Annotated in this window: 14 protein-coding genes and 1 tRNA gene; 6 read left to right on the forward strand and 9 right to left on the reverse strand. The window is 53.1% G+C overall.

The window, feature by feature from the left end; all coding sequences use genetic code 11:
• Nucleotides 1-136: 136 nt before the first annotated feature.
• The 4 genes from AC6I8L_RS11275 to AC6I8L_RS11290 are packed head-to-tail and all read right to left on the reverse strand — an operon-like array spanning nucleotide 137 to nucleotide 3578.
• Entirely contained in the window at nucleotides 137-1570 is a 1434-nt protein-coding gene (locus tag AC6I8L_RS11275) for a 6-phospho-beta-glucosidase (protein WP_058960223.1), read from the reverse strand.
• Between the two features lie 30 nt (nucleotides 1571-1600).
• Nucleotides 1601-1933, reverse strand: a complete 333-nt coding sequence (locus AC6I8L_RS11280; RefSeq protein WP_034825225.1) for a PTS lactose/cellobiose transporter subunit IIA — start codon at nucleotides 1931-1933, stop codon at nucleotides 1601-1603.
• An 8-nt stretch (nucleotides 1934-1941) separates the two neighbouring features.
• Nucleotides 1942-3258: a PTS sugar transporter subunit IIC gene (locus AC6I8L_RS11285; RefSeq protein WP_034824306.1), complete on the reverse strand. Its 1317-nt coding sequence runs from the start codon at nucleotides 3256-3258 to the stop codon at nucleotides 1942-1944.
• Nucleotides 3258-3578: a PTS sugar transporter subunit IIB gene (locus AC6I8L_RS11290; RefSeq protein WP_058960224.1), complete on the reverse strand. Its 321-nt coding sequence runs from the start codon at nucleotides 3576-3578 to the stop codon at nucleotides 3258-3260. The genes AC6I8L_RS11285 and AC6I8L_RS11290 overlap by 1 nt, the downstream gene beginning before the upstream one ends.
• A 293-nt stretch (nucleotides 3579-3871) precedes the next feature.
• Here AC6I8L_RS11290 and AC6I8L_RS11295 point away from each other — a divergent pair, with 293 nt between their 5' ends.
• The 3 genes from AC6I8L_RS11295 (at nucleotide 3872) to gap (ending at nucleotide 7012) form a co-directional block, all read left to right on the forward strand.
• Nucleotides 3872-4894 (forward strand): LacI family DNA-binding transcriptional regulator, encoded by a 1023-nt coding sequence (locus AC6I8L_RS11295; protein WP_058960225.1) that lies wholly within the window; start codon nucleotides 3872-3874, stop codon nucleotides 4892-4894.
• 51 nt (nucleotides 4895-4945) lie between these two features.
• Nucleotides 4946-5923: a GlxA family transcriptional regulator gene (locus AC6I8L_RS11300; RefSeq protein ID WP_058960226.1), complete on the forward strand. Its 978-nt coding sequence runs from the start codon at nucleotides 4946-4948 to the stop codon at nucleotides 5921-5923.
• 78 nt (nucleotides 5924-6001) lie between these two features.
• Nucleotides 6002-7012, forward strand: coding sequence for a type I glyceraldehyde-3-phosphate dehydrogenase (gap, locus tag AC6I8L_RS11305; RefSeq protein WP_058960227.1), 1011 nt, complete (start codon nucleotides 6002-6004; stop codon nucleotides 7010-7012).
• A gap of 66 nt (nucleotides 7013-7078) precedes the next feature.
• Here the strand turns inward: gap and phoA are convergent, their stop codons facing one another.
• Complete coding sequence (gene phoA / locus AC6I8L_RS11310) at nucleotides 7079-8485, reverse strand: alkaline phosphatase (RefSeq protein WP_058960228.1); 1407 nt, start codon at nucleotides 8483-8485, stop codon at nucleotides 7079-7081.
• 245 nt (nucleotides 8486-8730) lie between these two features.
• Between phoA and AC6I8L_RS11315 the strand changes: the two genes are divergently transcribed.
• A tRNA-Ser gene (locus AC6I8L_RS11315) sits at nucleotides 8731-8818 on the forward strand.
• A 64-nt stretch (nucleotides 8819-8882) separates the two neighbouring features.
• On the opposite strand, the gene AC6I8L_RS11320 is transcribed toward AC6I8L_RS11315, so the two are convergent.
• Nucleotides 8883-9758 (reverse strand): LysR family transcriptional regulator, encoded by an 876-nt coding sequence (locus AC6I8L_RS11320; protein WP_058960229.1) that lies wholly within the window; start codon nucleotides 9756-9758, stop codon nucleotides 8883-8885.
• Nucleotides 9759-9851: 93 nt separating this feature from the next.
• Here AC6I8L_RS11320 and AC6I8L_RS11325 point away from each other — a divergent pair, with 93 nt between their 5' ends.
• Nucleotides 9852-10865: a nitrilase family protein gene (locus AC6I8L_RS11325; protein WP_058960230.1), complete on the forward strand. Its 1014-nt coding sequence runs from the start codon at nucleotides 9852-9854 to the stop codon at nucleotides 10863-10865.
• A 319-nt stretch (nucleotides 10866-11184) separates the two neighbouring features.
• Nucleotides 11185-12513 (forward strand): IS4 family transposase, encoded by a 1329-nt coding sequence (locus tag AC6I8L_RS11330; RefSeq protein WP_058962542.1) that lies wholly within the window; start codon nucleotides 11185-11187, stop codon nucleotides 12511-12513.
• A gap of 67 nt (nucleotides 12514-12580) precedes the next feature.
• On the opposite strand, the gene phoH is transcribed toward AC6I8L_RS11330, so the two are convergent.
• The 3 genes from phoH to efeO all read right to left on the reverse strand — a co-directional run bounded on the left by phoH (nucleotide 12581) and on the right by efeO (nucleotide 16345).
• Entirely contained in the window at nucleotides 12581-13369 is a 789-nt protein-coding gene (phoH, locus tag AC6I8L_RS11335) for a phosphate starvation-inducible protein PhoH (protein ID WP_034824330.1), read from the reverse strand.
• A gap of 574 nt (nucleotides 13370-13943) precedes the next feature.
• The gene (gene efeB / locus AC6I8L_RS11340) at nucleotides 13944-15224 is read right to left on the reverse strand and encodes an iron uptake transporter deferrochelatase/peroxidase subunit (RefSeq protein WP_058959852.1); all 1281 of its coding nucleotides are present in this window, start codon (nucleotides 15222-15224) and stop codon (nucleotides 13944-13946) included.
• Between the two features lie 2 nt (nucleotides 15225-15226).
• Nucleotides 15227-16345: an iron uptake system protein EfeO gene (gene efeO, locus AC6I8L_RS11345; RefSeq protein WP_058959853.1), complete on the reverse strand. Its 1119-nt coding sequence runs from the start codon at nucleotides 16343-16345 to the stop codon at nucleotides 15227-15229.
• Nucleotides 16346-16376 lie beyond the last annotated feature (31 nt).

Raw genomic sequence — 16376 nt, forward strand, 5'->3', positions numbered from 1 at the left:
CACCGCATGGATGATATTTTTCCTGGTTCGGGTTCATGTTATTTATTCAGCCTGCCTGCGCAGGCTGGAAAGGATATTCACTGCCGAAGAGATGACAACTCTGATTTAACCGGGCTACCTGCCCGGGCAATGCGAATTAAAGCGCTTCACCTTGCGAGGCGATGACCTGTTTATACCAGGCAAAACTCTTTTTCTTCGAGCGCGAAAAATCGCCGGTTTGATCGTCATTACGGTTTACGTAAATAAAGCCGTAGCGTTTGCTGTATTGGCCGGTGCCAAAAGAGACACAGTCCAGACAGCCCCAGGGCGTGAAGCCCATTAAATCCACGCCATCTTCCAGTACGGCTTTTTTCATTTGCTCGATGTGTTCACGCAGGTAGGCAATACGATAGTCATCATTGACCTCGCCGTTGGCCTCACGTTGATCGACGGCGCCAAAACCATTTTCCACAATAAACAGCGGCTTCTGGTAACGCTCATACAGCGCATTTAGCGTGTAGCGCAGGCCGACGGGATCAATCTGCCATCCCCAATCTGACGCCTGAACGTGAGGGTTTTTACGGCTGCCGGGGAAAGCTTCAAGTGCGCTGTCCATGCGCGTTGCACTGGCATACTCCACGGCGTTACTCATGTAATAGCTAAAGCCGAGATAGTCGGTGCAGCCTTCTCGCAGCGTTTGTGCATCTTCCGGCGCCATCTCAATGTGGAATCCGCGCAGTTCCCACTCTTTCAAAATGTACGAAGGATAGGCACCGCGCATGTGCACATCGCCAAACAGATAGCGTTCCTGCATCGACTTTTGCGCGTACATCACGTCATCAGGATGGCATGACCACGGATAAAGCGGCACCATCGCCAGCATGCAACCAATCTTGAATTCAGGATTGATTTGATGCCCCAGCTTCACCACTTTGGCACTGGCCACAAATTGATGATGCAGTACCTGATACATCACCTCTTCCGGATTTTCATGATCGGTAAAAATCACGCCTGAGTTGCTGTAGCCGAATAGCGGTCGACGCCAGTTACGCTGGTTGTTGATCTCGTTAAAGGTCATCCAGTATTTCACTTTGCCTTTGTAGCGCTTCATCACCACTTCGCTATAGCGCACAAAGAGATCGATCAATTCACGATTCAGCCAGCCGCCATATTGCTGCACCAGATGCAATGGCATCTCGAAGTGCGACAGCGTAATCACCGGTTCGATGCCATATTTGAGCAGCTCATCAAACATGTCGTCGTAGAACTGCAGGCCCGCTTCGTTAGGTTGTTGCTCATCGCCTTTCGGGAAGATGCGTGTCCAGGCAATCGAGGTACGAAAACATTTAAAACCCATCTCGGCAAACAACGCGATATCATCTTTGTAATGATGATAAAAATCGGTGGCCTGATGATTGGGGTAGTGTTTCCCCTCGACAATGCCATCGGTAATTTCACGTTCAACGCCATGCGCTCCGCCCGTCAACACATCGACGATGCTCGGCCCTTTACCGCCTTCGTTCCATCCACCTTCAACCTGATGCGCGGCAACGGCGCCGCCCCATAAAAAATCAGCCGGTAACTGAGACATAATCCATCCTTTCATGTGATTAACTGCGTCTTACTGCAAGTGGGTTTTCGATAATTCCTGCACCTGACGATGCAGATAGATCAGCTCTTCAACTAAATCGCGGCACAACATGGCGTTCATCAGATGATCCTGCGCATGCACCATAATCAGGTTGACCGGAATTTTGCCGCAGCCTTCATCCGCACCGATCAACGCGGTTTGAATTTTGTGGGCTTCGCGCGCAGCATTTCGTGCACTTGCCAGCAACGCATCGGCTTCCTGCCAGTTGTGTTTTCGGGCCGCTTGCAGTGCCTGCATCGATGATGAACGGGCTTCCCCGGCATGAATGATTAGCTCCATCACCGTGCTTTCCATTTCCTGCATCTCTTGCATTACTTCATCTCCTCAGCCAGTTGTTCCTGCGCCATCTCTTCTTCCTGCGCAAGCAGTTGGCGTTCATACATTTTGAAGAACGGGTAATAAATCAGCGTGGACAAACAAATCAGGAACGCGACTAACACCACTGCGCGCCAGTCCCAGCCGGTTGACCAGGCGGCACCAATCGGTCCCGGCGTGGTCCAGGGTGCCAGCGAAATGACGTGGTTGATCAGGTTGGTGCGGGTGGCGGTCCAGGCGATAACCGCGTTGATCAACGGCGTGGTGATAAAGGGAATAAACAGCAGCGGATTCATCACCACCGGCGAACCGAAAATAATCGGCTCATTGATGTTAAACATACCGGGTACAAAGCCTAGGCGGCCGATGGCGCGCAGATGCGCGGAGCGGCTGCGCAGATAGAGAATCACCAGGCCCATGGTGGCACCCGATCCGCCTACGGTGATGAAGAATTGCCAGAATGGCTCGATAAAGATTTTAGGGATCTCTTGCCCGGCATTTAACGCTTCCTGGTTCAGTCCCAGATTACTCAGCCAGAATGCCTGCAGGATGCCGCCGACAATCGCCGCGCCGTGAATGCCGGCGAACCACAGCAAATGACATAGCAATACGGCGATGAGCACCGCAGGCAGTGAATCGGCTGCTGAGATAATTGGCGCAAACACTGACATGATGGCCTGAGGAATCAACAGACCAAAGTGGCTCTCCATAAACAGGTTCAGCGGGTAGAGCGTGAGGAAAATCACCATGATGGGGATCAGCAGGTCAAAGGACTGACGAATTTTCGGCGGCACCTGTTCCGGCAGTTTGAAACCAATGTTGTACTTCACCAGCCAGTGCATCACTTCCGTGCAGTACAGGCTGATCAGAATGGCGGTGAATATCCCTTCCCCACCCAGCGAAGCGACGGACAATGCGCCGTTCTTTTCCGGTGCAGCCACCACCAAAAAAGTCATCAGCGACAGCAGCGCCGCCATCAGGCCATTTAGTTTGTAGCTTTGCGCCAGGTTATAGGCAATCGCGCCGGTGATGAACACCGCCATGATGCCCATCGTCATGTTGTAGGGCATCATCAGCTGGTCGTTGTACTGCTTCACCATACCCAGCCACCACTGGGCGAAGCCCCATTGGCTGTCCTGACTGAAAGGAGGATGTGAGAACAGCAGCATAAATGAGCCGACAATCAGGAACGGCATCGAGGCAATAAATCCGTCCTTGATCGCCACCACATGCCGTTGCGAGGAGAGTCGCGCAGCAATCGGGCTGATGCGGTTTTCAATCACACCAAATAAGGAGTCAGCCAGTGTACTCATCATGCCCCCTTATTAGCATCAATCAGGGCGAGCGCCGACTTCAGGATCTTTTCGCCATTTAACATGCCGTAATCCATGGTATTAATGACGGTAACCGGTTTGTGATACTCCTGTGCCTGACGTTCGAAATCTGCCAGCTTATATTTGATCTGCGGGCCTAGCAGACAACAGTCATACTCGGCGATTTTTTCACTGAACTCTTCCATGCCAACGGCATCAATTGTGGCTTCTAAACCCAGCTGCGTAGCGGCTTTCTGCATTCTTTGTACGACCATGCTGGTTGACATACCTGCGGAACAACACAATAGAATTTTCACCATGACACCCTCCGTTTTTTTAAATAATTACGCGCCGAGAATCGTTTCTGCAACCGGTTACAGATTCAATTTGTTCTTTTTGTGATCCATAACTCAAACCGTTAAACCTTATTTAAAGAGTGAAAAGATGATTAATCTGAGACCGGTTTCATATTATTTTTATGTTAGCCTTTTAAATATGTGATGAAATCAGATGATAATGAGAAAAAACGTTATCGGTTAGAAGAGCCTCACTCTGCGGTTTTCAGATTGAGCTTTTGCGCTACAATGCGCGAGAACGCTGAGAAGGAAGATAAATGACGACAATGCTTGATGTCGCAAAACGCGCAGGTGTGTCAAAAGCCACGGTGTCACGGGTGCTGGCTGGCCATGCTTATGTGTCTAAAACGGTGCGGGATCGGGTGATGCTGGCCATAGATGAGATGGATTACCGTCCTAATCTGCTGGCACGAAGTCTTGCGACCAACCGTTCGCACAGTATTGGTCTGATGGTGCCCAACACGCTTTACAATGGTCCCTTTTTTACCGAGCTACTATTCCAGGCCGCGACCATGACGGAAAAACTCGGTTCACAACTGGTGCTGGGCGATGGTAAACACAATGCGCAGCAAGAGCGCGAGGCCATAAACTTTTTAATCGATAGCTTTTGCGATGCCGTGATTATCTATCCGCGCTATTTAAGCGTGGAAGATATTGATGCCCTTATTCCTGGTATGAGTAAGCCGTTAATCGTGTTAAACCGCCGTTTGAAGCAGCATCCGCAATATTCGGTGTGTGCTGACCACGAAAATGACACCCTCAACGCGGTGAATCATTTAATTGCTCAGGGCCACCGCGAGATCGCTTTTATCAAAGGGATGGGCAGCTCTCACACCGGATTAAGTCGCCTGAAAGGCTATATTTCATCGTTGATGGAAAATGGCATTGAATACGACGAAAACCTGATGCTGGACGGCTGCTGGACCAGCGCCAGTGGGCAGCTGGCGGTTGAAGCCCTGTTACGTCGTAAAGTCAGATTTTCCGCGATTGTCGCCAGCAATGATGATATGGCGATTGGCGCCGCCTGCGCCTTGCACAACGCGGGTTTGCGCATCCCGCATGACGTCTCCTTGCTGGGCTTTGATGATATCCCGGTTGCGCCCTATCTCCTGCCGGCGTTAACCACGGTGCATGTTCCGGTTGCTGAGATGGTGTCGAGCGCATTAACGCAACTGTCTAAAATGCTGGATGGCGAAAGCGTGACGGCGCAGCCACTGATGCCGGGCCGACTGGTGCTGCGTAATTCGATCACCCAGGGACCGTATTACCAGCAAAAATAACGGCGCCGTGCGATAATCTGGCTTATTTTGCCACGATGAGCATTTTACGCCATGAAGCACTTTCTCGTTATCGTCCCCGATGGCGGCATGTTATTTGAAGCCGCCGGTATTGCCGACATCCTGATGCACGCCAACCTGCACCTGCCCGTTGGCGTTGATCAGCCACGTTATCGCGTCAATATCGCCACCACGCAGCCGCATCAGGTGATCCATGGTCAGTCGGGCCTCAACCTGCTGGCTGACCTGAAGCTGGCCGAATTAGATCCCCGCGCCGCCTGGGACACCATCATGATTACCGGACGCGGTGACAGCGTTGAAGAGGGCAATATGGTGGTGGATTTCATCAGGCTGGCGGCTCCGCAGGCTCGGCGTGTGGTGTCAATTTGTGGTGGCGCGATGCTGCTCGCTGAAGCCGGTTTGCTGGATGGACGCCGCGCCACGTCACACTGGCGCCTGCTGGAAACCCTGCAAACCCGCTTCCCCCGTGTCCAGGTGGAAGGGGGTCCGCTGTATATTCAGGATGGTCCTATCTGGACGTCCGGCGGCGTCAGCTCCGGCTTTGATCTCACGCTGGCGCTGGTTGAAGAGGATTTTGGTTTCAGCGTAGCACGCGATATCGCTCAGGATATGGTGATGTATTTGCGTCGCCCCGGCGGACAGATGCAGTTCAGCCGCTACCAGCTACAACAAACCAGCACCGGCCCGATCCACGATCTGCAAAGCTGGATACGCGCCAACCTGGCGAAAGATCTGTCGGTTGAGAAATTGGCCGAACGTGTCGCCATGAGTCCACGCAATTTCACCCGCGTATTCACCCGTGAAACCGGTGCGTCACCGGCGCGCTATGTCGCAGAAGCGCGACTGGCCGCCGCACGAGAACAGCTGGAGCAGAGTCGCGCGACGCTGGAAAGTATCGCCCTTGACACCGGATTTGGCAGCAGCATCAATTTGCGCCGCAGTTTTGAGCGCCAGCTGCATCTCACTCCGGGTGAATATCGCCAACGCTTTCACTGCCGTAAAATGGCGTAAAGTGATCCTTTTTTGTCGTTTACGCCAATCACGCATCGTCCTACATTGACTGCAACCACTTCGGATAAGGAGTCAATGATGATCAAGGTTGGCATTAACGGTTTTGGCCGTATCGGACGTAACGTATTCCGCGCCGCACTGGGAAGCGATGATATTGAGATTGTGGCGATTAACGATCTCACCGACAGCAAAACGCTGGCGCATCTGCTTAAACACGATTCACTGCTGGGCAGACTTCCTGCAGAAGTTGAGGCCGGTGAGGGTGAGCTGCGCATCGATGGTAAGCCAGTGCGGGTGTTCAGCGAGCGCGACCCGGCCAATATCCGCTGGCGTGACGTGGGTGTTGATATTGTGATTGAAGCCACCGGCTTCTTCACCGAGCGCGAGAAAGCGGCAGTGCATATCACGCACGGCGGCGCAAAAAGAGTGATTATCTCTGCTCCTGGTAAAAACGATGATTTGACGATTGTGCTGGGTGTGAACGACCAGCGTTACGATCCCCAGCAGCATTTCGTGGTGAGTAACGGCAGTTGTACCACCAACGGTCTGGCGCCCGCCGCGCAGGTATTGCATCAGGCATTTGGTATTGAGCATGGTCTAATGAATACCACTCATGCATATACCAATAGCCAGGTGCTGCACGATCAGCCTGAGAAGGATCTGCGCGGTGCGCGTGCGGCGGCGCTGTCAATCGTGCCTTACTCCAGCGGTGCGGCTAAAGCGCTGGGCCGTGTTATTCCCGAGTTGGATGGACGTTTGACGGGCTATTCATTGCGCGTACCGGTGCCGGTGGTGTCGATTGTGGATCTTACCGTGACGCTGAAGCGTGATGTGACGGCAGAAGAAGTGAACAATGCATTTAAGGCCGCCGCCGCTGAGGGTCCATTAAAAGGCATTCTGGGATACAGCGATGAGCCACTGGTCTCCAGCGATTATCAGGGCGATCCGCGTTCATCGATCATTGATGGGCTCTCTACCCTGGTGATTGGCGGCAACCTGGTGAAAATCCTCGCCTGGTACGATAACGAGTGGGGATTCTCAAATCGTCTGGTGGATTTAGCGCGCTTAATGGCGCAGCGCGGATTGTAATTCGCACCAATCTGCAGCCAGAAAAATCCCCGCTGATGCGGGGATTCTCGTTGCTGCCGGGAGTGATTACTTGATGCCCATTGCATCCTTCAGCGTAAAGAACAAGTCAGTCTGATCGGTCAGGCCCACCACGTTAGCCGCATAAGGCCCATAGGCCGCGATGCGCAGCTGTGTGCCGGTATGTCCCTGAGAATCCTCTTCAGAGTTACCGTAGCTGATGGTCATGACCGCACCATCTTTGGTGTTCACCGCCTGGGTCAGGCCTGGGGCTTTGCGGCCATTTTCAATAATCTGGCTGCTATGCGCATGGTCTGCCGTCACTACCACCAGCGTGTCACCGTGTTCACGTGCAAAGGCCAGCGCCTGCTGCACGGCCTCATCCAGATCCACCGTTTCGCCAATCTGGCCGCACGGGTTCGCCGCGTGATCCTGTTTATCAATTGACGCGCCTTCCACCTGCAGGAAGAAACCTTTCTCATTGGTGCTCAGCAGATCAATCGCCTTTTTAGTCATCTGCGCCAATGTTGGTGTTGATGCCGGGCGATCTTTATTCACTTCACAGGTCACCACCGGTTTATCGATATTGCCGTGATAGCTGGCTTTCGGTCCCTGCCAGCGAACCGGCATATTGCCGTCAGAGAACAGCCCGAGCACCGGCTTCGTCTGATCGGCCTGTTTAATTGCATTCATGCCATCAAGGTTATCGACCAGCTGGAAGCCCAGTGCCTGAGCCTGCTCGCGCAGGGTTTTACCCTGATATTCACCCGCTTTGGCGCTTTCAGAGAACGATTTCGCCCCGCCGCCGAGGGTGACATCTGGACGGGTTTTCAGCATCTGCTCGCTGATGGACCCTTTACCGCCCTGCTCCAGCGCATTGGTGGGACACAGCTCGCTGGTTTTTTCCGGGCCATAACATTTACGCGACGTGACATGCGCCATCAAAGCGGCGGGCGTGGCATCCTGTAATTCTGCAGTCGAGACGTTACCGGTGGCTTTCCCAGCGGCTTTCGCCAGCTCCAGAATGGTGACCTGATCCTTGCCATTAACGTCTACGCCGATGGCGCCGTTATAAGATTTGGTGCCCGTCGCCCAGGCGGTCGCGGAGGCAGCCGAATCGGTCACGTAATTCGGTTTGTGAGTTTTCTTGTCTAACGAGTAGTGGGTGTACTGACCGGTTAACGGCAGCGCATCAATGCCTGGGAAGAAACCACCCGCGCCCATCGCCTGATTTCGTGCGGCGGTGATTTCCGAGTCACCCATGCCATCGCCGATCAATAAGATGACGTTTTTGGCCGTGGTATTGATTAATGAGGATTTCAGCGCTTCCGTCTGGTCGCTGCTGAGGCGGCGCGCGCCACCGTGTTCGGTGATATCACCGGTGGCGGCGCGGCTATACGTTGTTGAATCTGCGACAGCTGACGTCGCGATGAGTGAAGCCAGCAGAGAAACCGTAAAAAGAGGTATGTGTTTCATTTATAAGCATCCTTATCAGTAAATATAACCAAATGTTTCCGCAGACAAGTCTGCGACAGTCTGGTGACACTTTTGTGGCAGAGAAGGAATAATTTGATGACAGAACACGCAGTTCGGCGAGAGATGCAGCAAGCTGCACAGAGCTTAAGCGGATAGAACAAAAGGAGAAAATAGGGCTTGACCGTATTCAGGTAACTCCCTATAGTAGCGCCCCGTTGACCCAGTGCGGTTGGCAGAAAAAATGTGGTGAGATGTCCGAGTGGCTGAAGGAGCACGCCTGGAAAGTGTGTATACGGCAACGTATCGGGGGTTCGAATCCCCCTCTCACCGCCATCATTTTGAAGAAGAGCCTGAACGAAAGTTCAGGCTTTTTTTTGTCTTCAATTCAGCCACATCGTTAATTTATCTGGCCATTTTCCATTACCATCGCTAAAAACTTGTCTCTTAGCGGGTCCTTAATCTGACCATTCCACGCCAAACCGGTGTGCCATTGGGTATGCTCGCCTTCCAGCGGCAATAGTGTGACGCCTACAGGCAGGATGTGTTTCACACTCGCCGGCAGTAACGCCACACCATCACCAGCGGCCACCAGCGCCAGTAACGTCTGGATATCATCAGCAGCCGACACCGTGCGCGGCGTGAGGTTTCTTGCGGTCAGGAATTGATCGGCCTGCGTAGTGAGCCCTTCGCCCCGCTGAGGTGCCAACTGTAAGAGTTGATGATTTTCAATAACCTGCGTTGCTTCTAAGTGACTCAATAATTGATCAGCGGCTACCGCCAGCACTAATTGTTCCGTATCCAGACTGTGACTTTGCAGTGGTTCAGGCACGGGTAAGCGCACAAATCCCACCTGCAGTCGTCCTTCAGCAAGCCATTGGGTCTGAACCGCCGAAGGCATATCGTTAAGCGAGACCTTTACGCCGGGATAACGAACGCGAAAGGCAGCGACACGTTTGGCAGCAAAAAGATAAGAAGAGATGCCAAAACCCAGAGTGAGTTTTCCTGAATCCCCTCTTTGGATCGCCGTCACGTCAGCGAAAAAATCCGCATAGCGTTCCACTGCCTCGCTGGCAGCCGCTAACAATTGATCTCCCGCCACCGTTAACCGCGCGCCATGCCGTCCGCGCTGAAATAGCGTCACACCAGAAAGGTGCTCCAGTGTCTGGATCTGTTTCGATAGTGCGGGCTGGGTGATGCAGAGCTTATTGGCCGCCGAGTGGTAGGTGCCTTCTTGCGCCAGCGTCACAAAGGCGCGTAACAGTTTAATATCCATTCCAATCGGTTATCAAAGTGGGAGAAGTTGTGATTATACACGGTGGTTTTCCCTCTGGTGAAATAGCGACCTATTTCCTTTCGGAGAATCACCATGGAACATTCACTTCGCGTTGCCACCGTGCAGTTTTGCCATCGCGCCAGCGACAAAGCTTACAATCTTTCCGTGATGGAGCGCTTTATCGCGCAGGCCGCACAAGAAGAAGTCAAAATATTAGCCTTTCCTGAAATGTGCATCACGGGTTACTGGCATGTGCCGGATCTGCCCATTACAGAGGTCGAAGCCCTGGCCGAGCGCACGGAAAACAGCCCGTCACTGGCGCGTATCGCGAGCCTGGCGGAAAAGCATCAGATGGCGATCGGCGCCGGCTACATCGAAAAGCATGATAATGGACTGCTCTACAATGCCTATGCGGTCTGCATGCCGGATGGCCAACGCCATGTACATCGTAAGATCCATGCTTTCGAACATGCGGGCATCGCCCAGGGAAATGAATTCACCGTGTTTGACACGCCATGGGGGGTGAAAGTCGGGATTCTGATTTGCTGGGACAATAATTTAACCGATAACGTCCGCATCACCGCGCTCATGGGAGCCGATATTCTGATTGCCCCGCATCAAACAGGTGGCACCCATTCACGCAGTCCCTTTGGTATGAAACCCATTCCGGTGAGCCTGTGGGAAAACCGAGAAAGCGATCCCAGCGCACTGGAAATCGCTCTGGCTAGCGACAGCGGTCGAGGCTGGTTGATGCGCTGGCTGCCTTCGCGTGCGCACGATAACGGTCTTTTCGTCCTGTTCAGTAATGGCGTCGGACTGGATAACGGCGAGATCCGTACCGGCAATGCGATGGTGATTGACCCCTATGGCCGCATCGTTAACGAAACCACTTCCTTCAGGGATACGCTGGTGAGTGCCGACCTGGATCTCTCGTTACTGGCGATGTCTACCGGACGCCGCTGGATCCATGGTCGTCGCCCGGAGCTTTATCAACTCCTGTGTGAACCTCAGGGCTATGAGCGTGATGCACGTACTGCACGGTTTTCCGAAGATGTTCCTGTGTTCGATCACATAATGGCGCGTAAAACATTTTTGGATAAAAAATAACGCAGCATGAGGAGTAAACCTTTCGCGTTTTATGAATACCGACACTGAAGATATCTGGATGTGATAAATACTCATATAGGAAAAAATAAATGAAAGGATTCATGCATTATCCAGAGGGTTTAATTGGCACTTATTTTTTACAACATCATCGTGTTCTGATCGATTTTCCTAACCAGCAGTTATTGATGCGCGCCATTGAACCAGGCTGAGCAGCAATAAAAAAACCCGGCTTGCGCCGTAATGCCGATCAGTTAAGGATCAGTTGAACGATCCAGTGGCTGTGTAAGAATCCGGAAACGCTTCGTTTCCGGATTTTTTTATGCAGCTCAGTCAGGCCCTTGATATCGTCTCTCGTTACGATTCTCTTCGTAATCCTCTGAATACGCTCGCGGATGTTCTTGACCCTGCGCTCATCAGCCGCTGCCTTGAGGAAGCTGGCACGGTCACGCTCCGTAAGCGCAGACTCACTACAGATATGATGGTCTGGTGTCTCATCGGCATGGCCCTTGAGCGCAAAGAACCCCTTCACGCCATCGTTAATCGCCTTGATATTCTTTTACCGGGAAACCGTCCTTTCGTTGCGCCCAGTGCCGTAGTGCAGGCAAGGCAGCGGCTGGGGGACGACGCTGTACGGCGGGTTTTCGAACAGAGCAGCGAGCTCTGGAATGCACAGACTTCCCACCCTGACTGGTGTGGTCTGACGCTGTACGCTGTTGACGGCGTTGTCTGGCGCACGCCAGAAACACCTGATAATGAGAAGGCTTTCGTCCGTTCAGGCACGGTGGCAGGCGCCTCTCCTTATCCGCAGGTTCGCATGGTCTGCCTGATGGAACTCACCAGCCATCTTATCAGCGGCGCCGCGATGGGCTGCCAGAACGAGAATGAGATGGTGCTGGCAGAAGGTCTCATTGAACGCGCGTGCGACAACAGCCTGACCCTCTTCGATAAGGGCTACACGTCATTCGGTCTGCTTAGCGCCTGGCATGAGGCCGGCGAAAATCGTCACTGGATGATAGCGGCACGTAAAGACCTGCAGTACGAAGAGGTACGTCGTCTGGGGAAGGGAGACATACTTATCCGGGTAAAAACCTCCGCTCATTCACGGAAGAAATGGCCACATCTGGCGGCGCACACAGAGATGAGGATGATAAGCCGGGAAATAAAAGGCCGGACGTGGCGGTTCCTGACGTCGATGACGGATGCGATGCGTTACCCGGGTAAAGAAATAGCGGATCTCTACAGTCATCGCTGGGAGATAGAGCTGGGATATCGTGAAATAAAGCAGGGTCTCCAGGACAGCAGGCTCACGCTTCGCAGCAGGAAGCCGGAGATGATAAGGCAGGAGCTGTGGGGCGTGCTGCTGGCCTACAATCTGGTGAGATATCAGATGATAAGAATGGCCTCAACGCTGAAGGGATACTGGCCTAACCAGCTCAGCTTCAGGGAATCGACAGCGTGGGTGATGAAACTGCTCTGGACACTTGAAGGCGCATCGCCTGGGCGTATCCCGGAACTGGTAAAGGACGTAAGTTCGATAGCAGAGATGGTCAGACTACCGGGACGACGGGAGCGCTCGTTCCCAAGGGTGGTGAAAGAGAGACCCTATAAATATCCGACAGCCAGAAGAAAAAATGCCAGTCAGGCTTAACTGACTGGCATTACGGCTTGCGCCGGGTTTTGCTTCGCTACACTCTCAATCAACTACTACTCAATGGTTAACCGTAAGCCAGCAGCGTGCGCTGGCAAAGTGCCGAACGGACGCAGTCGTTTTTGTCGAAACGCACCACACCAATCATCTCGTCTTCTTCGAAACGCGCCAGCGCATCAGCAAGACCGGATTTGACATGGGACGGCAAGTCACACTGGGTGATATCACCGTTGACGATAACCGTCACGTTCTCACCTAAGCGTGTCAGGAACATCTTCATTTGTGCCGCAGTGACGTTTTGTGCCTCATCAAGGATCACTACCGCATTCTCAAACGTACGTCCGCGCATATATGCGAAGGGCGCAATCTCTACCTTGGCAATTTCAGGCCGCAGGCAGTACTGCATAAAGGAAGCGCCGAGACGTTTAACCAGAACGTCGTATACCGGTCGGAAATACGGGGCGAACTTCTCGGAAATATCCCCAGGAAGGAAACCGAGGTCTTCATCCGCCTGCAGAACCGGGCGCGTCACAATAATCCTTTCGATATCCTTATTGATCAGGGCCTCAGCCGCTTTGGCTGCGCTAATCCAGGTTTTACCGCAACCGGCTTCACCGGTGGCGAATATCAGCTGTTTCGTTTCTATGGCATTAAGATAGTGCGCCTGAGCTTCATTTCTGGCTTCAATCGGACCACGATCGCGTGAATCACGCGCCATACCAATTGAGTCCAACCCACCCATCTGCACCAGCGAAGTGACCGATTCTTCTTCGCGCTGACGGTGACTGCGAGAATCACTACGAACGACTCTTCTTGCTTCACGACGCGCTTTGATCACTGCTTTCTGTCTTCCCATAGTGGCACCTTACAGTTGGTTTCATTTATCGCGGCGGATCACCCGCGGCGATGACTTGAACGCTTTAGAGGTTTGTTTGGCTTCCTTGTAAGCCGGGTCTGGCCATTGAAAATAGTGTGCAACAACGACGAAGCGCTGAAGCGCACCGGTAGAGAATTGGCGTTAGTTCGGAAACGATAATTGAAAAGTGAAGAGGATACTTTGGAGGGAAGAAATCCCCCGCAGTGTACTGCGCTAGCTGAAGTGTATTTAACTGTCCATAGAAGGACCGGGTCATGCGCGAACTCCAGTGGACTTAGCCACACAACTGACAACGCTTATGAGTAAAGTGCATCATATTAACCATGCTTTGCAACAGTATTTTTACGTCACGACAAAGAAAAACAGATAAGCGAAGCATGAGAATTTTCGTCTTAAATTAAATTATCTCGCAATTTCAGTGGGATGGATTATTTGACGTGCGACGAACTTTTTCGGAACATTCGGAAATGGAAGCGACCAGGGGAAAGTTTACGGTCGGTGAAAAAAGCGCCAGCGCAACCTTATCGCTGTGCTGGCACGGTGCGTTTATTAATCAGGCCTGCAGTAAAGGCTGGCCAAGGTAATGTTTTTCGTCAGGTACGCCGGGCAAAACGAAAAAATATCCGCCGCCAATCGGACGAATATATTCTTCCAGCGCTTCGCCATTGAGACGTTTTTGCACGGTGATAAAGCCTTTGGCTAAATCATGCTGATAGCAAACGAACAAGAGTCCCATATCTAGCTGCCCCGAACCGGTAATCCCTGAGGAGTAACTGTAACCCCGGCGCAGCATTAAACTGCTGTCGGTTTCCGGCGTGCGTGGGTTAGCGAGACGGATATGCGCATCCAGCGCGATGACATCGCCATCCGGGTCTTTGCTGTAATCCGGCACGTCATGTTCCTCTTTCATGCCCAGCGGCGCACCGGAAAGTTTCTCACGACCGAATATCGTTTGCTGTTCACCCAGTGGAGTGCGATCCCACATTTCAACGTGGAAACGAATGATACGCACCGCCTGATAACTGCCGCCCTGCGTCCATGCGGGTTCTTGTTGATTTGCAGTGACCCACAGCAACTGATCCATCAACGCAGGATTATGCGTGTCAGGGTTAGCGGTGCCATCTTTGAAGCCCAGCAGATTGATCGGCGTTTCTTTACCGTGACTGCGTGCAGCGTGGTCGGCGATAAAGCCGTCGCGCCGCCAGCGCACGGCCAGCAGATCGGGCGTGTACTTAATGATGTCGCGCAGTGCGTGTATCACCGTATCTTGCGTATTGGCGCAGATTTGCAGCAGCAGATCGCCGTGACACTGATCGGCATCCAGCGAATCGTTGGGGAAGCGCGTCATGCTTTGCAGTTGCGTCGGTTTGTGTGCACTTAAACCAAAGCGCTCATCAAACAACGAGGTGCCCACGGACAGCGTCATGGTGAGATTATCGGGTGCGATATCGGCGCCAAGAATGCCGGAATCCATTGGCGGCAGCTGCGGGTTGGTGACAACTGGCGCGGCGCCTCCTTTGGTCAGGAAAGCGAAGCGCTCGGTCAACAAACGGAACAAGCGCTCCAGATCGGTTTTATCGCTGGCTAAGACGTCAAAAGCTACCAGCATCATCGAAGCTTGCTGCGGGGTGATAATGCCAGCCTGGTGAGTGCCGTAGAAAGGTTGCGCCTGCTGGCGCGCATCGGGTGCAACCGTGCCGGGAGAGAAGCTGTCAGCCGCGGCTGCCGTATGGAACGGACAACCGCCACTCAGGGCGGCCGCGCCGCCCAACATACCTAACCCCTGCAATAAACGACGACGCGACGGCTCTGCCGCGTCATTTTTATGGCTCATGATTAGTCGAGACCTAAAGTTCCGCGCAGCAGGGAGAGATCTTCCGCCAGAGTGGTGATCGGCCCTTTCAGCGCATTGCGGTCAGCGGTAGTCAGTTTCTCGTAAGATTCGAAACCGTCTTTGGTGCGGTATTTGCTGAGGATGCTGTCGACTTTCTTAAAGTTAGCATCGACTTTCGCCAGCAGCTGCGGGTTAGCTTTTTGCAGCTGTGGACGCAGCAGATCAACGATTTTCTGTGCACCGTCGATATTGGCCTGGAAGTCGGACAGGTCGGTACGGCTGTAACGATCTTCTTCACCCGAGATTTTGCTGGCCGCCACTTCTTCGATCAGGCCTGCTGCGCCACCGACCACTTTCGCCGGAGGGAAGGCCAGTTCACTGATGCGGGTCTGCAGATCCAGCACGTCCTGATTCAGCTTAGTCGCAAACTCTTCTGCATCTTTGGTGGTTTTGTCGGCCCACAGGATTTTTTCGATGCGGTGGAAGCCGGTGAATTTCGGATCTTCGGCTTTTTTCTCGAAGTCATCTTCACGGGCATCGATGCTGCTGTCCAGATCGGAGAACAGTTCTGCAATCGGTTCGATACGCTCGTAGTGCGCACGGGTTGGTGCGTACAGCGCTTTGGCTTTTTCCAGGTCGCCCGCTTTAACCGCATCGGTGAAGGCCTGAGTGCCCGCCACCAGCTCTTTGACTTCGCTCATCACGTAGGTTTTGTAGTCCGTGATTGGGCCAGCCAGCTGCATGATGTCGGTTTTACCTTTGGCAGCGGTTTTCGACTCACCCGATACCACCAGTTTGCCTTTCGGGTTGGTCAGCAAGCCACAGGTCATGTCATATTCGCCCGCTTCGAGGTTCGCGGTCAGTTTCTGGCTGAAGCCCGGCGCGATGTTTTCACGCTCTTCCACCACCATCACCCCTTTCAGGATTTCCCACTCCAGCGCTTTCTGGCTGTTGTTTTTGATGATGAACTGGGTTTTACCCGCCTGCACATTGAGTGACATCGGCTCACACTGTTTGTCAGTGACGGTAACCGTGACTTGCGGGATGGATGCAGCAGATGCAGCGCCTGAGAGAGCCAGCATTGAAACCAACAGCGCCTTACGGCGGAAGCGAATCGTCATAGTGATATCCCTGTTACATGGAAGAACAGGC

Source organism: Type-E symbiont of Plautia stali, from assembly GCF_059731115.1.